Source organism: Nocardioides deserti, from assembly GCF_014266025.1.
Lineage (GTDB): Bacteria > Actinomycetota > Actinomycetes > Propionibacteriales > Nocardioidaceae > Nocardioides > Nocardioides deserti.
Map to the genome: position 1 here is coordinate 53166 of NZ_JACMYC010000011.1, position 21620 is coordinate 74785.

Annotated in this window: 18 protein-coding genes; 11 read left to right on the top strand and 7 right to left on the bottom strand. The window is 74.0% G+C overall.

What is annotated here, in order from left to right:
- Window positions 1–5 precede the first annotated feature (5 nt).
- The 3 genes from purL (at window position 6) to H7344_RS16115 (ending at window position 3556) form a co-directional block, all read left to right on the top strand.
- A complete protein-coding gene (purL, locus tag H7344_RS16105; RefSeq protein WP_186347023.1) occupies window positions 6–2261 on the top strand; it encodes a phosphoribosylformylglycinamidine synthase subunit PurL in 2256 nt (751 codons plus the stop codon).
- 3 nt (window positions 2262–2264) lie between these two features.
- Window positions 2265–2690, top strand: coding sequence for an alternative ribosome rescue aminoacyl-tRNA hydrolase ArfB (gene arfB / locus H7344_RS16110; protein WP_186347024.1), 426 nt, complete (start codon window positions 2265–2267; stop codon window positions 2688–2690).
- 110 nt (window positions 2691–2800) lie between these two features.
- Window positions 2801–3556 carry an alpha/beta hydrolase family protein gene (locus tag H7344_RS16115; RefSeq protein WP_229707224.1) on the top strand — a complete coding sequence of 252 codons (756 nt, stop codon included), beginning with the start codon at window positions 2801–2803 and terminating at the stop codon, window positions 3554–3556.
- 51 nt (window positions 3557–3607) lie between these two features.
- On the opposite strand, the gene H7344_RS16120 is transcribed toward H7344_RS16115, so the two are convergent.
- Both H7344_RS16120 and H7344_RS16125 read right to left on the bottom strand, forming a co-directional pair.
- Complete coding sequence (locus tag H7344_RS16120) at window positions 3608–5242, bottom strand: M20/M25/M40 family metallo-hydrolase (protein ID WP_186347025.1); 1635 nt, start codon at window positions 5240–5242, stop codon at window positions 3608–3610.
- A gap of 44 nt (window positions 5243–5286) precedes the next feature.
- Window positions 5287–6564: a DUF222 domain-containing protein gene (locus H7344_RS16125; RefSeq protein WP_186347026.1), complete on the bottom strand. Its 1278-nt coding sequence runs from the start codon at window positions 6562–6564 to the stop codon at window positions 5287–5289.
- Between the two features lie 372 nt (window positions 6565–6936).
- Here H7344_RS16125 and H7344_RS16130 point away from each other — a divergent pair, with 372 nt between their 5' ends.
- Window positions 6937–7359 (top strand): SDR family NAD(P)-dependent oxidoreductase, encoded by a 423-nt coding sequence (locus H7344_RS16130; protein WP_186347027.1) that lies wholly within the window; start codon window positions 6937–6939, stop codon window positions 7357–7359.
- A 3-nt stretch (window positions 7360–7362) separates the two neighbouring features.
- Here H7344_RS16130 and H7344_RS16135 read toward each other — a convergent pair whose 3' ends face one another.
- The 3 genes from H7344_RS16135 to H7344_RS16145 form a co-directional block, all read right to left on the bottom strand.
- On the bottom strand, window positions 7363–8199 hold the full coding sequence (locus H7344_RS16135) for an Fpg/Nei family DNA glycosylase (RefSeq protein ID WP_186347028.1): 837 nt from the start codon (window positions 8197–8199) through the stop codon (window positions 7363–7365).
- A 9-nt stretch (window positions 8200–8208) separates the two neighbouring features.
- Window positions 8209–9057, bottom strand: a complete 849-nt coding sequence (locus H7344_RS16140) for an SCO6745 family protein (protein ID WP_186347029.1) — start codon at window positions 9055–9057, stop codon at window positions 8209–8211.
- Window positions 9058–9143: 86 nt separating this feature from the next.
- A complete protein-coding gene (locus tag H7344_RS16145; protein ID WP_186347030.1) occupies window positions 9144–10400 on the bottom strand; it encodes an MFS transporter in 1257 nt (418 codons plus the stop codon).
- Window positions 10401–10468: 68 nt separating this feature from the next.
- On the opposite strand from H7344_RS16145, the gene H7344_RS16150 reads away from it, so the two are divergent.
- The 6 genes from H7344_RS16150 to H7344_RS21275 all read left to right on the top strand — a co-directional run bounded on the left by H7344_RS16150 (window position 10469) and on the right by H7344_RS21275 (window position 17113).
- The gene (locus tag H7344_RS16150; RefSeq protein ID WP_186347031.1) at window positions 10469–11047 is read left to right on the top strand and encodes a winged helix-turn-helix domain-containing protein; all 579 of its coding nucleotides are present in this window, start codon (window positions 10469–10471) and stop codon (window positions 11045–11047) included.
- A complete protein-coding gene (locus H7344_RS16155) occupies window positions 11047–11427 on the top strand; it encodes a sterol carrier family protein (protein WP_186347032.1) in 381 nt (126 codons plus the stop codon). Before H7344_RS16150 ends, H7344_RS16155 begins: the two co-directional genes overlap by 1 nt.
- A gap of 15 nt (window positions 11428–11442) precedes the next feature.
- Window positions 11443–12804 carry a dipeptidase gene (locus tag H7344_RS16160; protein ID WP_186347033.1) on the top strand — a complete coding sequence of 454 codons (1362 nt, stop codon included), beginning with the start codon at window positions 11443–11445 and terminating at the stop codon, window positions 12802–12804.
- On the top strand, window positions 12801–13979 hold the full coding sequence (locus H7344_RS21270) for a PucR family transcriptional regulator (protein ID WP_186347034.1): 1179 nt from the start codon (window positions 12801–12803) through the stop codon (window positions 13977–13979). The genes H7344_RS16160 and H7344_RS21270 overlap by 4 nt, the downstream gene beginning before the upstream one ends.
- A gap of 296 nt (window positions 13980–14275) precedes the next feature.
- Window positions 14276–16615, top strand: coding sequence for a molybdopterin cofactor-binding domain-containing protein (locus tag H7344_RS16170; protein WP_186347035.1), 2340 nt, complete (start codon window positions 14276–14278; stop codon window positions 16613–16615).
- A 9-nt stretch (window positions 16616–16624) separates the two neighbouring features.
- A complete protein-coding gene (locus tag H7344_RS21275) occupies window positions 16625–17113 on the top strand; it encodes a (2Fe-2S)-binding protein (RefSeq protein ID WP_186347036.1) in 489 nt (162 codons plus the stop codon).
- Here H7344_RS21275 and H7344_RS16180 read toward each other — a convergent pair.
- Window positions 17062–18018, bottom strand: coding sequence for an alpha/beta hydrolase family protein (locus tag H7344_RS16180; protein ID WP_186347037.1), 957 nt, complete (start codon window positions 18016–18018; stop codon window positions 17062–17064). The genes H7344_RS21275 and H7344_RS16180 overlap by 52 nt on opposite strands.
- Before the next feature lie 5 nt (window positions 18019–18023).
- Complete coding sequence (locus H7344_RS16185) at window positions 18024–19811, bottom strand: sensor histidine kinase (protein WP_186347038.1); 1788 nt, start codon at window positions 19809–19811, stop codon at window positions 18024–18026.
- A 253-nt stretch (window positions 19812–20064) separates the two neighbouring features.
- Between H7344_RS16185 and purF the strand changes: the two genes are divergently transcribed.
- Window positions 20065–21618 (top strand): amidophosphoribosyltransferase, encoded by a 1554-nt coding sequence (purF, locus tag H7344_RS16190; protein WP_186347039.1) that lies wholly within the window; start codon window positions 20065–20067, stop codon window positions 21616–21618.
- Window positions 21619–21620 lie beyond the last annotated feature (2 nt).

A 21620-nucleotide genomic window follows, 5' to 3' on the forward strand; every position in this document is an offset into this window, starting at 1 on the left:
CCGCCGTGCTGGACACCGTGGCCGCTGCCGCCGAGGACCCCGCCCGCGACCAGCCCTGGGCCGACCTCGGCCTCAAGGCGGACGAGTACGAACGCATCCGCGAGATCCTCGGGCGCCGCCCGACGAGCTCGGAGCTGGCGATGTACTCGGTCATGTGGAGCGAGCACTGCTCCTACAAGTCATCCAAGGTGCACCTCAAGCAGTTCTCCGAGCTGCCGCAGGAGACCCCGCTCGGCAAGACGCTCGCCGGCATCGGGGAGAACGCCGGCGTGATCGACATCGGCCAGGGCTACGCGGTGACGTTCAAGGTCGAGAGCCACAACCACCCGTCGTACGTCGAGCCGTACCAGGGCGCCGCGACCGGCGTCGGCGGCATCGTCCGCGACATCCTCGCGATGGGTGCCCGCCCGGTCGCGGTCATGGACCCGCTGCGCTTCGGCCCGCTCGACGCCGACGACACGCACCGCGTGCTGCCGGGGATCGTGGCCGGCGTCGGTGGCTACGGCAACTGCCTCGGCCTGCCCAACATCGGCGGCGAGGCGGTCTTCGACGAGACCTACCTCGGCAACCCGCTGGTCAACGCGCTCTGCGTCGGCGTGCTGCGCCACGAGGACCTGCACCTCGCCAAGGCGAGCGGCGTCGGCAACAAGGTCGTGCTGTACGGCGCGCGCACCGGCGGCGACGGGATCGGCGGCGTCTCGGTGCTGGCGTCGGAGACGTTCGACGCGGCCGAGGACGGCACCAGCGGGCCGGCCAAGCGCCCGGCCGTGCAGGTGGGCGACCCCTTCATGGAGAAGCTGCTCATCGAGTGCACGCTCGAGATCTTCGCCGCAGGCATCGTCGCCGGCATCCAGGACCTCGGCGGCGCGGGCCTGTCCTGCGCCACCTCCGAGCTCGCGTCGGCCGGCGACGGCGGCATGCACGTCGAGCTCGACAAGGTGCCGCTGCGCGACTCCACGCTCTCGCCCGAGGAGATCCTCATGAGCGAGTCGCAGGAGCGGATGATGGCCGTCGTCGAGCCCGGCGACGTCGAGGCTTTCCTCGCGATCTGCGCGAAGTGGGACGTCGAGGCCGCGGTCATCGGCGAGGTCACCGACACCGGTCGCCTCCACGTCGACTGGCACGGCCAGCGGGTCGTCGACGTCCCGCCGCGCTCGGTCGCCCACGAGGGCCCGACCTACTCCCGTCCGCTCGCCCGGCCGTCGTGGCAGGACGCCCTCCAGGCCGACCGCGCCGAGGACCTCCCGCGTCCCTCGACCCCCGAGGAGCTGCGGAAGACGCTGCTGCGGATGGTCGCCAGCCCGAACCTCTGCGACAAGTCGTGGATCACCGACCAGTACGACCGCTACGTCCGCGGCAACACCGTCCTCGCCCAGCCCTCCGACAGCGGCATGGTCCGCGTCGACGAGGAGACCAACCTCGGCGTCGCGGTCTCCACCGACTGCAACGGCCGGTTCGCCAAGCTCGACCCGTACGCCGGCGCGCAGCTCGCCCTCGCGGAGTCCTACCGCAACGTGGCGACCGGCGGCGCGGTCCCGCTCGCGATCTCCGACTGCCTCAACTTCGGCTCGCCCGAGGACCCGGCGGTCATGTGGCAGTTCGCCGAGGCCTGCCGCGGCCTCAAGGACGGGTGCGCCGAGCTCGGCATCCCGGTGACCGGCGGCAACGTCAGCCTCTACAACCAGACCGGCGAGACCGCGATCCTGCCGACTCCCGTCGTCGCCGTGCTCGGGGTCGTCGAGGACGTCACCCGGCGCACCCCGTCCGCGTGGTCGCAGGCGGGCGAGACCGTCTTCCTGCTCGGCGAGACCCGCGAGGAGCTCTCCGGCTCCGAGTGGGCGAACGTCGTGCACGGCCACCTCGGCGGCACCCCGCCGCGGGTCGACCTCGCGGCCGAGAAGGCGCTCGCCCAGCTGCTCCACGAGGGCGTCGGCCTGCTCACCAGCGCCCACGACTGCGCCGACGGCGGGCTCGCCCAGACCCTCGCCGAGGCCGCGATGCGGACCATGGTCGGCGTGACCGTGACCCTTCCGGGCGACGCCTTCGTCGGGCTGTTCGCGGAGTCGGCCGCGCGCGCGGTCGTCACCGTGCCGGCCGGCGACGCCGACCGCCTGCGCGACCTCGCCGCGCGCCACGGCGTACCCCTCACGGAGCTGGGGACCACCGGCGGCGACGCGCTGGTCGTCGAGGGCGCCTTCGAGGTGCCGCTGCTCGAGCTGCGTTCGGCCTGGACGGCGACGCTGCCGGCTGCGCTGGCCTAGGCCTTGCCCGACGACCTGGTCGTCACGGGGCGGTGGACCGTCCCCGACGCCGAGCTGTCCGAGCGGTTCTCCCGCTCGTCCGGCCCCGGCGGCCAGGGCGTCAACACGGCCGACTCGCGGGTCGAGCTGTCGTACGACGTCGCCGGCTCGCCGACGCTGCCCGACCACCTGCGCGACCGGGTCCTCGGCCGGCTGGCCGGGCGGCTGGTCGACGGGGTGCTGACCATCGCCGCGAGCGAGCACCGCACCCAGCTCGCCAACCGCCGGGCCGCTCGGGAACGAATGGCTGCCGTGCTCCGCGACGCCTGCGCCCCGCCACCGCCCACCCGACGGCCGACCCGGCCCACCCGCGGGTCGAAGGAGCGGCGGCTGGCCGCGAAGAAGCGGCGCGGGGAGACCAAGCGCGGCCGGCAGGGCCGGTTCGAGTGAGGCTGTCACGACGTGTGGTGCTGGGCGGCCCGGCCGCGGTGGGTATCGGCTCCCTGGCCGCCTGCGGCGACGACCCGCCGCCGGGCCCCACATCGAGGAGGAGTGAGCGCGTGACGACGACCCCCGAGGTCCGACGGATCGAGTACGGCGAGGGTCCTGCCCGGTTCGGCGAGCTGCACCTGCCCGCGGGTGACCCGCGCGGGGTGGTCGTGGTGGTGCACGGCGGCTTCTGGCGCGCGCAGTACGACCTGTCGCTCGGCACCCCGCTCGCCGTCGACCTCGCGCGGCGCGGGTGGGCGGCGTGGAACATCGAGTACCGCCGGGTCGGCTCCGGGACCGGCGGTGGTGGCGGCGCTCCCGAGACGTTCGACGACGTGGCCGCCGCGATCGACGCGCTGCGCGGGACCGACCTGGACCTGTCGACCGTCGTCGCCGTGGGGCACTCCGCGGGCGGTCACCTCGCGGCGTGGGCGGCGTCCCGCGCGCGCGACGAGCGCTGGGCCGGCGGCGTCGAGCTCACCGGGGTGGTGTCGCAGGCCGGTGTGCTCGACCTGCGGCGGGCGATCCGCGAGGGCGTGGGCGAGACGGCCGTCCAGGACCTGCTCGGGATCGGTGCCGACCCGGGCGCGGTCGACGCGGCCTACGACCCGCAGCAGCAGCTGCCCCTCGGCGTACCGCTGTGGTGCGTCCACGGCCGCGACGACGACATCGTCCCGATCAACCAGTCCGAGGAGTACGTCGCCGCCGCGACCGCCGCCGGCGCCCGGGCCGAGCTGGTGGCCGTCGACGATGACCACTTCGTCGTCATCGACCCCGACGGCCCGGCCTGGGCGGAGATCGTCGGGATCCTCGACGGGCTGGGCTGAGCGCCCAGCCCGTCGAGTCCAGCCCGTCGAGGTCGATCTCGTCGGGCCGGCTCAGCGGCTGACGGTCAGCGTCCCGCCGTGCCCGTGCCCGTGGCCGTGGCCGTGCGCCAGCGGCGTGGTCGCGTTGCGCCGGTCGTGGCCGGTGGCGCGGCCGTTGACCGTCTTCGTGCTGAACGCGTAGGTGCCGACCAGCGAGGCGATCGCCTTGGTGTTGACCCGCACCGCCTTCATGTTGACGTTGGACAGGTCGTCGCAGGCCTGGTGGTAGCACGCGTCGTACGCCTCGCCGGCCTCGCCGCCGAACAGCTTCGCCTCGGCCTCGGTCTTGATGCCCTCGGCGCCGGTGAAGAGGCCGCCCGCCGGGATGCCCTCGGCGATGAACGGGCCGTAGTCGCTGCGGCCGTCGAAGGCGGTCGGGCGCGTGGCGAGGCCGCGGCTCTTGAAGAACTTCCGGAAGGCCCGTTCGATCTGCGCCGACCCCTTCGGTGCCTCGGCGGCCTCGTCGCCGGCCGGGAACGCGGAGTTGTCGCCGTCGTACACGAACAGCGCGTAGTTCGGCGAGCCGACCATGTCGAAGTTGAGGTAGAGCGCGATGTCGCGCAGCGCCCGGGGGTTCTCCGCGGCGAGCTCGCCGACGTAGTGCTCCGCGCCCAGCAGGCCCGACTCCTCAGCACCCCACCAGGCGAACCGCACCTGGTTCCTGGGCGCCTTGATCTTCCTCGCCAGCTTCTCCGCGACGTGGAGGAGCGCGCCGCTGCCGGTCGCGTTGTCGTTGATGCCGTTGCCCTCGACGACGCTGTCGAGGTGGGCGCCGGCCATGACGACGTTGCCCTGCCGGCCGCGCTGGGTCTGGGCGGTGACGTTCCAGGTGGTGCGGGTCTCGGACTCGGTGGAGGTGGAGACGCGGGCGGTCGCGCCCTCGAGGTCGCGGCCGACCGCGAAGCTGCTGGTCACGGCCGGGACCGTGCCGACCGGCCCGCCGAGGGTGCCGATGTAGGGGCCGCTGCGGTCCTCGCCGTTGCCCTGGTTCATCACGATGACCGCGGCGGCGCCGGCGTCCTGGGCGTTGACCACCTTGACCGCGAAGTCGCAGGTGCCGCGGCGGACGAGCGCGATGTTGCCGGCGGTGAAGCCGGCGAAGTCCTCGGCCTCGCAGCCGCTGGTGGAGTTCTCGATGTCGTCGAGCGCGAGGTCGACGCCCTCGACGGTGGCCGTCACGTCACCGGAGCCGGAGTACTCCAACAGGTCGAAGTCGGTGCCCTCGACGTACGTCGCCGGGTCCGGGTCGGTGCGCTCGAGCACCGACGGGGCCGTGACCTCGAAGTACGGGAAGTCGAAGGACTGCACCTGAGGGTGGTAGCCGGCCCTGCGCAGCTGGTTGACCACGTAGTTCTTCGAGGCGCGGTAGCCGGGGGTGCCCGACGCGCGGCTGCCGTGCTGGTCACCGATCTTCTCGAACGCCACGAGGTGCTTGCGCACGCCCGGCCCGGTCACGGACCTGACCAGCGCGGCGACCTTGTCGTCGGGCCCGGCCTTCGCGGCAGCGGGGGCTGCTGCTGGGGCGGCTGCTGGTGCGGGCGAGGCGGTGGCGGTGGTGCCGGGCAGGGTGGCGGCGGCGAGGACCGCCGCGCCGGCAAGACCGGCGAGGGTGCCGGCCACAGGCCGGTTGGTGCGGATTCTGCTCACAGGGGTCTCCCGAGAGACGGGCGCGCCGGCGGCACGCGAGGCGGTCAACCTAGGTCCGCGCCACGACGCTCCACAAGGGTCGTGGCGGCGCCTACCCACTTCTGGTCGAGCAGGCGAGCCCGGGCGCTGGGGTAGTCGTCCAGCCGGCGGGTGCGTGGTCTATATCCGCATGTGGAAGGTGACCTGGTTGTCGGGGTGGATGGTGGTCTCGAACGTGGGGTCGTGGATGCGGGCGTGGTGGCGGGGGCAGAGCAGCCGGGCCTTGTCGTGTTGGTCTTGCCGCCGTTGAGCCAGCTGTCGTCGTGGTGGGCGTGGCACAGGTGGGCGGGCCAGTCGCAGCCGAGGGCGGTGCACTGCCGTTGGGTGAGGACGAGGCCGAGGCGTTGGGCGCCGGTGAACAGCCGTGCGGTGCGGCCCAGGTCCAGCAGCTCGGAGCGGCTGCCCAGGACGGCGGGGATGAGCCCGGCCTCGCACGCCATCCGCCGGGCCAGCGCCGCTGAGATGGGTTCGCCGGTCTCGAGGACCGCGCGGCCGATGTCGCTCTTCAGTCCGGTGAAGTCGAGGAGCAGGACGATGGAGGCGTTGAGGCCGCCGAGCTGCGGCAGCTTGTGGGCGGGGAGGCGTTCGATGAGCTCGCAGAACGCGTCCCCCATCCGTTCCGGTGGCGGTCGCCGCTCGGCGACCTCCGATGCGTCCTCGTCCTTGGTGGCGGCCTGGTGCTTGGGCGCGGCGAACGCGAGCAGCATCTTGCGCAGCATCGCGCCCTGCATCGTGGGGATGGCGAACTTCCCGCGGTAGCTGCCCTTCCCGTCGAGGCTCATGGTCAGCCACGCGTTCGCCCGTGCCTCGCGCTCCTCGCGTTCCAACGCCCGCGCGTCGAGTTCCTCGCCGATCTCGGGTGCGACGACGGTGAGGACGTGCTTGGCCAGGATCGCCAGCGATCGCGGGTCGAGGTCGACAGCCTCGTGCAGGAGGTGCTTCTCGGCCCGTTCGGGGATGGTCGGGTCGGGAAGGTCGTCCGGGAGCCGGTCGACGCACTCGGTGATCACGCGGGCGTGGTCGGTGCTGATCGCGCCCTCCGCCAGGGCGGCCGACGTCGGGGCGTGGCGGTCGAGCGACTCGGCCAGCCGCATCCGGCGCTTGGCAGCCGGCCGGTCCTGCTTCGTCTCGTGGCCCCACCACGAGGCGGTGTCGGTCGCGCCGACCTTGTCGCCGACCGCGCGGCGGTCGGCCTTGGCGGCCAGGCGGAGCTCGAGGGCCTCGACCTGTGCGCGGAGCCGGGTGGCTTCGAGGAGGGTCGCGGCGACCTCGCCGTCGGACATCTGCCACAGCTGGGAGCCGCATGCCGAGCGGGTCTTGCGACCGCGCGGCACACCGGGTGTGCGCTGTGTCGGGAGTCTTTGGCCATGGGTCTACTCAAGCAGTGACCACCGACAGTGCGGCCGCTGTTTCCCCAGGTCAGACCAGTATGCGGACACCGATCTGGAGAGTTCCTCGGCGGGTTTCGAGACGGGCCTGGCGGCCCACCTCGACCAGCCGAGAGCGTGAGCCGGGAGGCAGCCGCGACCCACGGCGTACCTCTCCTCATGGCTGCCTCCACCGCAACCACCCGCTACCCGAGGCCGGAGGCCGGCTGCCAGGGGGCTCGCTGCTCGACCAGCGGAGGACAGCCGCCACCCCTCTAGCCTGTGCAGGTGCTGCTGCGGTGGAAGCTGGGGGTCGTCGTGGGCGGCGGGGTGGGCGCCGGACATGAGGTGTGCCTGCGGCTCGGCCGGTCCGGGGCGAGCGTCCTGGTCGTGGACGCGGACGCAGCGGCGGCGGAGGCGACGGCGGCGGAGGTACGCCGCAGCCGGGTGTCGGCGTGGTCGTTGCAGGCCGACCTCGCGACCGAGCCGCACGACGACCAGCTCGTGGCCGGTCGGGCCCGTGACCTCGGCGGCGCCGACCTGGTCATCACCACAGGACTGGGCGCCCGGACGGCGCTCGGCCTGGGCCGCCTGCTGCTCGACGACCCGGTGCTCGTGCCGGGGCCGCGCGACCTCGACGGCTCCCGCACGGCGGCGGCCGTCCTCGGCCTGCTGCGCGACGCCGCGGCCGACCCGGTGGTCCTCCTGTAGCGCCTACCGGCGCGCGACCGACGTCGGCACCCGCGCCTCGGGCCCCGGGCCCGGCTGGCAGTGCGGGCACCACCAGGTGCGCCGGTTCGCGGGGTCGTTCGGCAGCTCCGCGACCACCTGCACCTTGGTGCCGCACCGCAGGCACGGCCGCCCCGCGCGTCCGGTCACCCAGTGCGACTCGCCCTTGCGGCCGATGCCGGTCGTCACCTGGTAGGCGCCCTCGACGGTCGCCGAGTGGAGCAGCGCCCGCGCGCCGAGCGCGACCAGCCGCTCGACGTCGACCTCGCCGATCGGGGTCCAGGGGCTGCGCCCGACCAGGTACGCCAGCTCGTTGGCCCACAGGTTCCCCCACCCCGCCACCTTGCGCTGGTCGAGCAGCGCGGAGACGAGCGCGACGTCCGGCTCGGCGCGCAGGCGGCGTACCGCCTCCTCGGCGTCCCAGTCCTCCCGCAGCGGGTCCGGTCCGAGGTGGCCGACGATCTCGTGCTCGCGCGCCGTCTCGACGAGCTCGACCTCGTGCAGCTTGATGCCGTACGCCGTGTGGCCGGCGTCGGTCGCGAGGACGATCCGCACGTCCGGCATCAGCCTGCGGGGCAGCTGCTTGCCGGGGCCGGTGACCGACCAGGATCCGTCCATCAGCAGGTGGGTGTGGAGGGTGGCCCCGCCGCTGAACCGGGTGAGCAGGTGCTTGCCGTGCGTCGCGTGCTCCAGCACGACCCGCCCCGACAGGTCCCGCGTGGCCAGCCGGGGCAGGCGCAGGTCGCTGCGCGTGATGGTCCGCCCGCGGAGCGGCCGGTCCAGCCGCCGCGCCAGCTTGTAGACGCTGTCCCCCTCCGGCACGGCGCGGCCTCAGGCGAAGACGCCCGCGGGGTACACCCCGCCGGCGACCATCTGCTTGGCCCACGGCCGCGCGAGCGTGCGCAGCCGGTCGGCGCCGTCCTCGCCCAGCGCGGCCCACGGCGCCGCGCCGAGCTCGTCGGTCGCGCCCTCGACGGACTCCCGCAGCGCCCGTCCCGCCTCGGTCAGGGCACCGTCCTCGGTCAGCAGCCCCCGGCCGGCCAGGTCCCGGACGCAGTCGTCCCACTCCTCGGCGCTCCAGCCGCGGGTCGCCCGCGCCGCCGCCACGGTGAAGCCGGTGCCCGTGGCCACGTGGGTCACCTGCGCCTCGAGGCCCGAGAGCCCGTGGCCGAGCAGGGCCGCGACGTGGCCGTCGCCCCGGTGCTCACGCAGCAGGGTGAGGGCGTGGAAGAGCACGAGGTGGGGTGCCTCGGGCCAGGGCAGGTCGGCGTGCGCCGCGTGCAGCGGGCGCCCCTCGGGGCGGCAGCCCTCCGCGGCCCGCCGGGCGAGGTCGGCCGCCTCGGCCAGGTCGCGGGAGGCCAGCACCTCCTCGCCGAGCAGCCGCCGGTAGGCCGCGTCCACCCCGCGGTAGCGCGCCGCCGTCACCGCCTCGGGCGCCGCGGCCTCCCAGCACGCGGGCACGAGGTGGGCGACCAGCGAGGGGTGGAAGACGTAGAAGGTGGCGGTCACCGTCCCCGCCCCGACCCGGCCCAGGGGAGCGGCTCGACCGGCGAAGTACGCCCCGCGCCCGCGGCGCACCCCCAGGCCGGCGATCTCGTCCTCGATCTCGGGGGCGAAGTAGCACATCGCGTGCAGGGTCTCGAGCGAGCGGGCCGTGCGGCCGGCGGAGCGGGGACTCATGGGGCCTGTCTACACGGGCGACTGCACGGGGGGCTGCACAGAGGGCCTGCACAGAGGGCCCGCACGGCGACGGGCTGCGCGCCCCGTCAGGCGGCCGCGGCGACCGCCGGCGCGGCGTACCGCTCCCACGCCGCGGGTCGCGGCACCGACCGGACCGAGCGGGAGAAGGTCGGGACGCACGCCACGCAGGCGGTGAACGCGCCCAGGGCCAGGATCGCCGCGGCGCCGCCGTAGGACTCCAGCAGCAGGCCGGCCAGCAGCGGCGCGAGCGGCATCGCCGACATCGAGACGAACTGCGACGTCGCCTGGACGCGGCCGATGAGGTCGGGCGGGGTGGCGGCGATCCGGTACGACGCGATGCCGGCGTTGCCGGCCGGGTTGAGCAGCATGCCGGCGCCGAGCGCGGCGGCGACGACGAGCGGCTCGTTCCACAGCGCCATCGGGACGACCAGCGGGAGGAACGACCACGCGATCGCCACCGTGAGGTGCCCGGTCGCGAACCGCTCGACCAGCCACGGCGCGACCACCGCCCCGATGATGCCGGCGAGCCCGGCGGCGGCCTCGACGAGGCCGATGTGGACGGCGTCGGTGCCGCTCTCGACCAGCCGCAGCACGGCGACGAAGAACAGCGCGTTCACGGCCAGGTTGGTCAGCGCGCCCCACACCAGGAGCACCCGGAAGAACGGCCGCGACCACACGAACCGGACGCCGTCCGCCAGCTCCTTCAGCGGACGTCGCGGTGGGCCGGCGTGCGGCGTGGGGGAGAGGTCCGTGCGCAGGCGCCCCAGCAGCAGCCAGGACACGGCGAAGGAGACCGCGTCGACGGCGAACGGCAGCCACCGGGCGACCCCGAGGAGGAGGCCGCCGAGCGGCGCGCTGACCAGCGCGGCGACGTGCATCCGGGCCTGGTTCTGGCTCAGCGCGGTGGGCAGCTCCTCGGACGTCACCACGGCCGGGAGGGCGGAGATCTCGGCGGGCATGAACATCCCGGCACCCACGCCGGTCAGGAGGGCGACCACGAGCAGGTGCGGGACCGTGAGCGCGTCCAGCAGCCCGGCGACCGCCAGGGACGCGTAGAGCAGCACGCCGGCGGCGGAGGCCACCCGCATGATCCGGCGTCGGTCGACGCGGTCGGCCAGGACGCCGGCGGGCAGGAGCGCCCCGGCCAGGCCGAGCAGGTGCACCGCCTCCGCGGCGGCGGCGAGGAGGGCGGAGCCGGTGAGCAGGTAGGTCAGCAGCGGGAAGACGAACATCGACATCCGGCTGCCGACCTCCGAGACGGTCTGCCCGATCCAGAGCGCCCGGAAGTCGTGGTTGCGGGCGAGCGAGCGGTACGACGGCACGTGCGCAACGTAACGTGCGCAAGAACCGTTGCGCAATGGAGCGTGCGGGTCAGCGGTAGGCTGGCGGCATGGCGACGTACGACGACCCGCGGATCCTCCGCGCGGTCGCCCACCCGACCCGCAACCGGATCCTGTCCGAGCTCTCCGCCGCCGGTTCGCTGCGCGCGGCCGACATCGCGCGGCTGCTGGACGTGCCGGCGAACCAGGCCAGCTTCCACCTGCGCCAGCTGGCGAAGTACGGCCTGGTCGAGGAGGCGCCCGACGAGGCCCGGGACCGGCGCGACCGCGTCTGGCGGCTCGCCGACGAGGAGGGCATCAGCTTCCGCACCCGCGACATGCTCGACCGGCCCGGCGGGAGGGCGGCGTACGCCGTGTTCCAGCGCAGCGCCGTCGCCTGGGGGCACCACCTCGTCGACCGCGCGCTCGCCCCCGGCGGGGAGCGGTCGAAGAGCGTGTCGGAGCACGCGGTGCGGCTGACCGCCGAGGAGTCGCACGAGCTGATGCTGGAGATCAACGCCGTGGTCGAGGACTGGCGCCGGCGGACCCGCGGCGCGGACGACGACGGCCGCACGACGTACTCGGTCTACCAGCTCATCCAGCCCATGCCCGAGACCGACGAGGGCGCCGACGAGGAGGGCGAGGCCTGATGCCCGCACGTCTCCGCCCCGCCGACCCCGCCGACGTCTCCGCCGCCCTGGCCCGGGTGCGCGCGGACGAGGCCGGCACGGGGGAGAAGGGCGACCTGCGGCTGCTCGTGAAGCACTACCTCGCGCTGCTCGAGGCCCGCGCGCCCGGCCACTCCGTCGAGGTCCGCGTGCCGCCGTACGCCGCGGTCCAGGTCGTCCCTGGCGTCCGCCACACCCGCGGCACCCCGCCGGCGGTCGTCGAGACCGACGCCGCGACGATCATCGCGCTCGCGACCGGCGAGCTGACCTGGCACGAGGCGGAGCAGGCGGGCCGGGTCCGCGCGAGCGGCGAGCGGGCCGACCTGTCGCCGTACCTGCCGCTCCACCGCGCGGTCGGCTGACCTAGCGTGGAGACCATGACGAACCGCCCCACCACCGACGAGCTGCGCGCGAAGGTCACCGAGGTCCTGCCGGGCCTGCGGAAGGACCTCGAGGACCTGATCCGGATCGAGTCCGTGAGCGCCGACCCCGCCCGCGCGGCGGAGGTGCAGCGCAGCGCCGAGGCGGTGGCCGAGCTGTTCCGCGCCGAGGGGTTCGGGACCGTCGACATCGTCAGCGCCGACGGCGGCGCGCCGGCCGTCATCGCGCACAAGGCCGGTCCGGAGGGCGCGCCGACCGTGCTGCTCTACGCCCACCACGACGTGCAGCCCGAGAACGACCACGCCGACTGGGACTCCGCGCCGTTCGAGCCTACCGAGCGCGACGGCCGGCTGTACGCCCGCGGCGCGGCCGACGACAAGGCCGGCATCGCCGCCCACCTGGGCGCGCTGCGGGTCTTCGGCGACGACCTGCCGGTGAGCGTCACGATGTTCATCGAGGGCGAGGAGGAGGTCGGCTCCGAGTCGCTGCCCGCGCTGCTGCGCGAGCACCAGGAGCGGCTGCGCTCCGACGTCATCGTCATCGCCGACTCCGGCAACTGGGACATCGGCGAGCCCGCGCTGACCACCAGCCTGCGCGGCCTGGTCCGCGCCGACATCGAGGTCCGCACGCTCACCCACGCCGTCCACTCCGGCATGTGGGGCGGCCTCGTCCCCGACTCGCTCATCGCGCTCTCCCGCGTCATCGCCAGCCTCCACGACGACGAGGGCAACGTCGCCGTCGCGGGCCTGCACAGCGGTCCGGCGGCCGACGTGGAGTACCCCGAGGAGCGGCTGCGCGCCGAGTCCGGCGCCCTCCCCGGCGTCCAGTGGATCGGCAGCGGCTCGACCGTCGCCCGGTTGTGGACCAAGCCCGCGCTCTCCATCACCGGTCTCGACGCCCCGAAGGTCGAGGGCGCCAGCAACACGCTCGTCCCGGCCGCGCGCGCCAAGATCAGCCTGCGCATCGCCCCCGGTGACACCACGCAGAACGCCGTCGCGCGGCTCCGCGAGCACCTGGAGGCGAACGTCCCGTGGGGTGCCGAGCTCACCTTCACCGTCGTCGACACCGGCGAGGCCACCCAGATCGACGCCACCGGTCCGGCGTACGACGCCGCGCGTGAGGCGTTCACCAAGGCCTGGGACGGCACCGCGCCGGTCGACATGGGCGTCGGCGGGTCGATCCCGTTCATCGCGGAGTTCCTCGAGGCGTTCCCGCAGGCCAGCGTGCTGGTGACCGGCGTCGAGGACCCCGACACACGCGCGCACGGCGCCAACGAGGGGCTCCACCTCGCGGAGTTCGAGCGGGTCGTGCTCGCCGAGACGTTGCTCCTGGACCGGCTGGGCACCCTGGAGGGGTGACCCCCGCCACCCGCGCCGTCCTCGCCGAGCACCGGCGGGCGCGGGTCGAGGCGCTGACCGACCGCCTCGTCGCCACCATCGAGGCGTCCAACCCGGGCTACCGGGCCTCCGGGCTCGTGCCCACCGCGGACCTGTGGCGCTCCTGCCACGACAACGTCGACCGCGTGCTGGAACTGCTCGTCGGCGCGGACGGCGAGACGCGGGACCCGGCCGACGACCCGGCGTACGACGCCGCCCGGGCCACCGGCCGCCGCCGCTCCGAGCAGGGCCTGCCGCTCGACGACGTGCTGCGCTCGTTCCGGCTCGGCGGCCGGCTGATCTGGGAGGACCTCGTCGACCAGGTCGGCGAGGAGCTGCCCGGCGCGGAGGTGCGCGAGGTCGGCACCCGCCTGTGGGCGGTCGTCGACGAGACGTCGGCGCAGGTCGCCGCGGCGTACCACGCCGCGCAGATCGCCGCCGTCCGCGCCGACGAGCAGCAGCGCGCCGAGCTGTGGGAGGGCCTGCTCGCCGGCCGCGCCCAGGATCCCCGCTTCGCGCACGAGGCCGCGCGCGTCCTCGACGTGCCCGTCGACGGACGGCTCGTCGTCGTCACCGCCGTGGGCGTCGACCTCGACCGGCTGCAGGCGCTGGTCGAGCCGCTGCGCTCGTGCTGGGTACGCCGCACCGGCGGCGTGGTCGGGCTGGTGCTGGTCGGCGCGGGCCCGGCCGAGGCTCCCGGCCGGGTCGCCGAGGTGCTCGGATCGGCCGGCGGGCCGGTCGGCGCCTCGGCCGTCGCCGCGGGCCTGGCCGGCGTCGGCACCGGCTTCCGGCAGGCGTCGGTCGCGCTGCGGACGCTCGGGGGCGAGCCCGGCGTGGCGACGTTCGACGAGCGGCTGCCCGAGGCGCTGCTCCTCACCGCCCCCGAGGTCGCGGGCCGGCTCGTCGCGGTCTGGCTCGGCCCGCTGCTGGCGCTGCCGGCCGCCGAGTCCGAGGCGCTCCTCGACACCGTCGAGGCCTGGGTCGCCTCCGGCGGCTCCGCCACCACCACCGCCGCCCGCGTGCACTGCCACCGCAACACGGTCCTCAACCGGCTCCGCCGGGTCTCCACCCTGCTCGGCCGCGACCTCGTCGACGCCGTGCCGCCCGTCGAGCTCGCCCTCGCGGTCCGCGCCCACCGCGCCGGGCTGCCCGACTGACCCGCCTGACCCGCCTGACCCGCCTGACCCGGCTCGCGCGTCGACAGCTCCGCAATTGCGCGGTTTCAGCGCCTACGCCGCCCGGCGGGCCGCTACAGCCGCGCAATTGAACGATCGTCGACGTCCGCCCCATCCGGCACCGACCCGAGCGGCCACCTGTGCACTCTGCACAGAACCCTCCGCGAAGGAGTGGGCGACGAAGGCATGGTGTGGCAGCCGTCACCGTGGGACGGTTGGACAGATCGGCGTCATCTGTCAAACGGGGACGTGGCGCCGGCCGATCTCGGAGGTGGCGGATGACTGCACTGGAGCACGACCAGCAGGAGGCTCCCGAGGGTGGGCTCGGCCGCCGCGGCTTCCTCGGCTGGGTGATGGCCGGCACGACGCTGGTCGTCGCCGCCGACCTCGGCCTGACCCGCACCGCGGCGACGGCGGCGATCCCGTCGCTGCCGCAGGTGCCGGAGATCTACGACCTCGAGGACCTGCAGACCGACGCGGCGCTGCCGACGGCGAACCTGATCACGGTCACGATCGGCACCGACGGCACGGCGTCGTTCGCGCTGCCGCGGATGGAGGTCGGCCAGGGCATCGTCACCTCGACCGCGATGATCCTCGCCGAGGAGCTCGACCTGCCGGTCGAGAAGGTCAAGGTCACGCTGGCCCCGGCCCGCCCCGAGCTGCTGTTCAACCAGCTCACCGGCGGCTCCAACACGACGTTCTCGACGTTCACCCCGATCCGCGTGGCCGCCGCGGTCGCCCGCCGCCGCCTGCTCGACGCCGCGGCGATCCAGCTCGGCACGACCGTCGACCGGCTGACCACGACCGGCGGCATCGTCAGCGACACGCTCGGCAACACCGTGACCTACGGCGACCTCGCGACGTCCGCGGCCAGCCAGGTCGTCGAGGCGGTCCAGGTGCTGCTGAAGTCCAAGCCGGACTACCAGGTCATCGGCAAGCCGCGGAACCGCACCGACGCCCGCGAGGCGGTGACCGGCCGGAAGAAGTTCACCACGGACCTCGACGTCCCCGGCGCCCTGCCGACGATGGTCTGCCGCCCGCCCGAGCACCAGGGGTCGCCGAAACGGGTGCGCAACAAGGCGCGGGTGCTGACGATGCCCGGCGTCACCCACGTCGCGATGGTCGACACCGGCGTCGCCGTGCGCGCCAAGACCTTCGGCCAGTGCATCGACGCGATCCGCGAGCTCGAGGTCGACTGGAACCGCGGCACGGTCAGCGGCGAGTCCGACCAGACGGTCCTGGCCAAGCTCAAGGCCCAGGAGCTGCCGATGGTCGTCCCGCAGGTGCCGGTCCTCGCCCAGCAGGTCGACACCCGCTTCGAGTTCATGTTCCGCTCGAGCGCCGCGCTCGAGCCGTACGCCGCCATCGCCGACGTCCGCGAGGACCGCGCGGAGGTCTGGGCGGGCCTCAAGGCGCCGATCGTCGCGCAGGGCAACATCGCCGCGGCGACCGGGCTGCGCCAGGACCAGGTGAAGGTCAACGTCGTCACCGGCGGCGGCTCCTTCGGGCACAAGCTCTTCGGCGACCACGCGATCGAGGCCGCGAAGATCTCGAAGGCGATGGGCGTGCCGGTCAAGCTGATGTGGCACCGCGTCGACGAGCCGCGGCAGGGCCGCCTGCACCCGATGGCGACCTCCCGGGTGCGCGCGACGATGCTGGCGGGCCAGGTGCTCAGCTTCGAGCAGCGCCACACCAGCGTCACGACCGACTTCAGCCACGGGCTGGGCGAGATGATCACCTCGCTGGCCGACGAGCTGCCGACCGGCCTGGGCGGCCTCGGGTTCGCGGAGACGATCTTCACCCTCACCCAGGAGCTCCCCTACAACTTCGGCGTCGTCACGCAGCTGCTCAACGAGCCGCTGGAGTTCGAGGACAAGTTCTCGACCGGCTCCATGCGCAACATCTACTCCCCGGACACCTGCGTCGCCGCCGAGCTGACCATTGACCTGATGGCGAAGAAGGCCGGCAAGGACCCGATGCAGTTCCGCCTGGACCACGTGAAGAACAAGCGGGTCCGCGCGGTGCTGGAGAAGGTGAAGAAGGAGGGGAGCTGGGGCCGGACGATGCCGAAGGGCATGGCCCAGGGCGTCGCGCTGCACAAGGAGTACAAGGGCGCCACCGCCGTGCTCGTCGAGATCGACTGCCGTCCGCAGACGGTGAACCGCGACCTCGGCAAGGAGACCTACACCGGCCCGCGCGTCACCAAGGCCGTCATCGCCGTCGACTGCGGCCTGGTCATCAACCCGCGCGGCGTCGAGGCCCAGATGCAGGGCGGCTTCATGGACGGCCTGGCGATGACCCTGAGCGCCAGCAACCACCTGCGCGACGGCCGCTTCCTCGAGGGCAGCTGGGACAACTACTTCTACACGCGGCAGTGGAACGTCCCGCCCGAGGGCGTCGAGGTCCACATCGTCGACCCCGGCTCGGACACCCCCGGCGGCGTCGGCGAGGCCGCGGTCGGGTCGTCGGCCGCCGCGGTGGCCTGCGCCTACGCCCGCGCCACCGGCACCCTGCCGACCCGCTTCCCGATCAACCACGGGCAGGTGCGGTTCAAGCCGAAGTCGTTCGTCCCCTCGCTGCCCGCCTCGCCGACCAACGGCCTGAAGAAGACGTACTAGGAGCCCGCCGTGCCCAAGCAGACCTTCATCCTCAACGGCAAGCCCGTCACCGTGAACGTCAACGACGACGTCCGCGTGCTCTGGGTCCTCCGCGACCTCCTCGGCGTCACCGGCCCCAAGTACGGCTGCGGCATCAACGTCTGCAAGGCGTGCACCAGCCACCTCAACGGCAAGGCTTTCAACCCCTGCTCGGTCAAGGTCGGCGACCTGAAGCGGAGCGACAAGGTCACCACCATCGAGGGGCTCCCGGCCACCGTCGGCGCGAAGGGCGAGGACCTGCACCCGATGCAGGAGGCCTGGCTCGAGCTCGACGTCGCCCAGTGCGGCTACTGCCAGCCCGGCCAGATCATGGCGGCCGTCGCGCTGGTGAAAAGGGTGCGCCGCGAGGGCCGCGGCATCACCGAGGCCGACCTCGACCGGATCCGCAACGTGTGCCGCTGCGGCACCTACGTGCGGATCCGCGAGGCGATCGAGAAGGGCGCCCGCGCGATGCGCTGAGCCCCGTCCGGCGTCCGCTCCGGCTCCTCCGGGCTGGAGGCCAGGGGAGCCGGCGGCAGGGCGGCGTGCAGGAACGCCAGCACCTCGTCGGTCGGCACCGCCTCGATGAGCGCGTCGCCGTGGCGCAGGCCCGGCAGGATCGTCGTCTCCACCCGCGGGTCCCGCCCGCGGCGCACCAGCGCCTCGAACCGGCGCACCAGCGCCGGCGTCGCGATGTGGTCCAGCGAGCCGGCCCAGATCCGGATCGGCATCCCGCGGTAGCGCGAGCGCCGGTCGCGCGCGATGACGGTCGGGCTGGACCGTGCTCCGTGGCGGGCGTTGGAGTAGCCACCCGGGAACGCCGCGTCGACGGGTACGCCGCGCCGCCTCAGCGCCGCGAGGTTCAGCGCCGGCTGGAGCGCGACGACGCACGCCACGTCGCGGCGGTGCGTGCCGGCGTACGACAGCACGGCGGCGCCGCCCATCGAGGAGCCGATCAGCGCGACCGGCCCCGGCGCGCCACCCTTGCGGCGGTGCGCGGCGATGACGGCGTCGATGTGCCGATGGTTGCGCTCGTTGCCCCACAGGTAGCCGCCGAAGTCCGAGACGACCACCCGGTAGCCGCTCGCAGCCGCCGCGACGAGGTGCTCGCGGATCGCCGCGGTGCTCCGGCGGTGGAGGATCGCGTCGGTGTCGCGCCCGAGGCCGTGGTGGTAGACCACGAGCGGCAGGGGTGCCAGCGCGGCGGCGGTCGGCTCGATCGTCGCGACCAGGCCCTGGTTGCTGGAGCGGAGGTCGACCGTCACCTCGGGCGTGGACGCGGACCGGGCGGCGCCCGCGACGGGACGGGCAGCGACGGCGGTCGCCGCGGCGAGCAGACCGCCGACGACGAGCGCGCGGCGGGACGTGCCCCGGTTCGTCGGCACGAGCCTCATGACGCGGGGTCGGCGGCGGGGAGCCGCACGCGGAACGTGCTGCCGCGGCCGAGGGCGGAGTCGAGCTCGATCCGCCCGCCGTGCCGCTCGACGATGCGCGCGACGATGGCCAGACCCAGCCCGGTGCCGGGCTGGGCGACGGCGACCGGGTTGGTGGAGCGGAAGAACTCGGTGAACAGCTTCTCCTGGTCGGCCTCGCTGATCCCGAACCCCTCGTCGCGGCACTCGACGACCACCTCGTCGCCCTCCCGGGCGAGCGCGACGGTGACGGCGCGGCCCGGCTCGGTGTACTTCACGGCATTGCTGACCAGGTTCGACAGCAGCCGGTCGAGCTCGTCGGGGTCGCCGTTGGCCAGGACGGGGTACGCCGGCGCCACGACGTCGACCGTCAGGTCGCGCTTGCCGGCGGCCAGGCTCGTCAGGTCGACGACGTCGCGGGCGACGGTCGACAGGTCGACGGGTCGGGGGATGACGGGGTTGCTGGGGTCGCCGACCTTCGAGAGCAGCAGGAGGTCGTCGATGACGCGGACCATCCGGCGGGCGCCGCGGTCCATCGCGGACAACGCCTGCTGCACGCCGGCGTTGACGTCCTCGGCCTCGAGCATCTCGAGGTAGCCGACGATGGAGGTGAGCGGGTTTTTCAGCTCGTGGGCGACGGTGGCGATCAGCTGCCCCTTGTACTGGTCGAGCGCCTGCAGCTCCTTGACCAGCCGGTGCTCGCGCTCGAAGGCGCGGACGTTGAGGATCGCGGTGCCGAGGTCCCGGCCGATGTCGAGGGCGGCGGTGGACTCGGTCTGGGTCCACGGCGCGCCACCGTGCGGCCGGGTGAGCACCAGGTTGCCGAGCGCCTCCGGGCCGACGCCGAGGGGCACGAACAGGATCGAGCCGATGTCCAGGCTGTCGAGGAGGTCGACGACCTGGGCACGCTCGTGGTCGGCGAGGCCGTCGCCCAGCCGCCCGCGCTCGACCACGACGGTCACCTGGGCCGCCCAGGCCTCGCGCGCCGAGCGCTCCGCGATCCGGACGATTGCCTCGGGCAGCTCGACCGCCGTCCCGTCGATGGCGTGGATGGCCCCAGTGCCGAGGCCGTCCTCGTCGAAGGTCTGCATCCACATGCCGAGCGCCCGGAAGCCCTCGACGAGCGCCTCGCTGGACTCCTCGAGGATCCGCCCGAGCGACCGCTGCCGGGAGGCCCGCCGCACGACCTGGCGCGCGGTGTCGGCCAGCCGGACCTGCTCCTCGAGCTCCTCCCGCTCCAGCGCGCGTAGCACCGCCCGCGACGCCTGCGCGGCGTACCGCTCCAGCAGGCGGCGGCGCTCCGGCCCCGGCCGCCGGCCGTCGTCGGGCACGTCGATGGAGACCAGCCCGCGCATCACGCCGTCGGCGTCGAGCAGCGGCGCGGTGAGCATGTCGAGGGGGTGCCAGGCGTCCGGGGCGTCGGACGGGTCGAGGTCGGGCACCCAGGCCCAGGTCTCGACCTCGGACTGGAGCCGCTCGTGCGGCACGAACTTCAGCAGTCCCCAGTCGTCGGCGACCTCGAGCTCGTTGGCGAGCAGGTGCATCGGGGTGCGCCGACCGACCAGCTCCTCGCGGGCCTGCGGGCTCCCGGCGACGGCGACCATCTCGAGGTGGCCGTCGCGGACCAGCCCGATGGCGGCCACGCCGAAGCCGACGATGGCGGTGATCCCCTCGGCGATCAGCTGGAGCGACTCCTGCGCCTCCGACGAGAGCCCCGACGGCCCCGATCGGGGCGGCGCGAGCGGCGCGGGCGGGCGCGAGGACATCGTGCTCCAGAGGGGGTCAAGAACGGGGGGTGCTCCCACGATACGCAGCGCCCGTCGGCCCTGTCCGCGGAACCGGTGTGGACCGGTCCGCCGGGTGCCGAACCCCTCGTCCTCGGTCCCTGCCGGCCGCAACGGGCCTCGTGCTGCCCAGCGTGCGCCGGGGCGCTCGCTCAGCAGCACGAGACGTCGTCCGCCCGTCCGCGCCCGGCTCGCGAATCGGGGCCGACCCGGCCCCGGCGCTACGATCGGAGCCGTGCCCTACCTCAGCAGCAGTGGCAGCTCGCGCAGGGGCGGCGACGGCCGGCTCACCACCGCGTTGGACCCGCAGGAGGCCGGACCGCAGGACGCCTGCGGGGTCTTCGGGGTCTGGGCGCCGGGGGAGGACGTCGCCAAGCTGACGTACTTCGGCCTCTACGCGCTCCAGCACCGCGGCCAGGAGTCCGCGGGCATCGCGGTCAGCAACGGCCGGCAGATCCTGGTCTACAAGGACATGGGGCTCGTCTCGCAGGTCTTCGACGAGACCACCCTGGAGTCCCTCAAGGGCCACGTCGCGATCGGCCACGCGCGCTACTCCACGACCGGGGCGAGCACCTGGGAGAACGCCCAGCCGACGTTCCGCCCCACCGCCGACGGCTCGGTCGCGCTGGGCCACAACGGCAACCTGATCAACACCCACGAGCTGCGCGGCATGGTCGACGACCTGCCCGGCCCGGACGACGAGCTGGAGCTGCACACCCGCCCGGCGGGCGAGGCCACCAACGACACCAGCCTGGTCACCGCCCTGCTCGCGCACCACCCGGACAGCACGCTGGAGCAGCGCGCGCTCGAGGTGCTGCCGCACCTGCGCGGCGCCTTCTGCTTCGTGTGGATGAACGAGAACACGCTGTACGCCGCCCGCGACCCGCAGGGCATCCGCCCGCTCGTCCTGGGCCGGCTCGACCGCGGCTGGGTCGTGGCCTCCGAGGACGCCGCGCTCGCGACGATCGGCGCCAGTGTCGTCCGCGAGGTCGAGCCCGGCGAGATGCTCGTCATCGACGACCAGGGCCTGCGCTCGCACAAGTTCGCCGAGCCGGAGCGCAAGGGCTGCGTCTTCGAGTACGTCTACCTCGCCCGCCCCGACGCCACCATCAGCGGCCGCAACGTCCACGAGGCGCGCGTCGAGATGGGCCGCCGGCTGGCCCGGGAGTTCCCGGTCGAGGCCGACCTCGTGATGCCGGTGCCCGAGTCGGGCACGCCCGCGGCGTCCGGCTACGCCCAGGAGAGCGGCATTCCGTTCGGCCAGGGCTTCGTCAAGAACGCCTACGTCGGCCGCACGTTCATCCAGCCCAGCCAGACCCTGCGCCAGCTCGGCATCCGGCTCAAGCTCAACGCGCTGGAGCACATGATCCGCGGCAGGAAGATCGTCGTCGTCGACGACTCGATCGTGCGCGGCAACACCCAGCGCGCCCAGGTGCGGATGCTCCGCGAGGCCGGCGCGCTCGAGGTGCACGTGCGGATCTCCAGCCCGCCGGTGAAGTGGCCGTGCTTCTACGGCATCGACTTCGCGACCCGCGCCGAGCTGATCGCCAACGGCCTGGACGTCGACGAGATCGCCGCCAGCGTGGGCGCTGACAGCCTCGGCTACATCTCGCTCGAGGGCATGGTCGAGGCCACCGGCCAGCCGGCGCAGTCGCTGTGCCAGGCGTGCTTCACCGGCGAGTACCCCGTCGCCCTCCCCGACGAGTCGCTGCTCGGCAAGCACCTGCTCGAGGCGACCCTGAAGTCCCCCACCATGGGCCGCGCGCTGCCCGTGCTCAACAACCCGTGAAG

What these genes read in the sequence shown, in the direction of transcription:
- H7344_RS16150 (WP_186347031.1), top strand. Translation starts at nt 10,469, where the DNA reads ATGGCGACGTACGACGACCCGCGGATCCTCCGCGCGGTCGCCCACCCG.
- H7344_RS16185 (WP_186347038.1), bottom strand. Translation starts at nt 19,811, where the DNA reads ATGTCCTCGCGCCCGCCCGCGCCGCTCGCGCCGCCCCGATCGGGGCCG.
- H7344_RS16160 (WP_186347033.1), top strand. Translation starts at nt 11,443, where the DNA reads ATGACGAACCGCCCCACCACCGACGAGCTGCGCGCGAAGGTCACCGAG.
- H7344_RS16140 (WP_186347029.1), bottom strand. Translation starts at nt 9,057, where the DNA reads ATGAGTCCCCGCTCCGCCGGCCGCACGGCCCGCTCGCTCGAGACCCTG.
- H7344_RS16155 (WP_186347032.1), top strand. Translation starts at nt 11,047, where the DNA reads ATGCCCGCACGTCTCCGCCCCGCCGACCCCGCCGACGTCTCCGCCGCC.
- H7344_RS16170 (WP_186347035.1), top strand. Translation starts at nt 14,276, where the DNA reads ATGACTGCACTGGAGCACGACCAGCAGGAGGCTCCCGAGGGTGGGCTC.
- H7344_RS16125 (WP_186347026.1), bottom strand. Translation starts at nt 6,564, where the DNA reads ATGTCCGACGGCGAGGTCGCCGCGACCCTCCTCGAAGCCACCCGGCTC.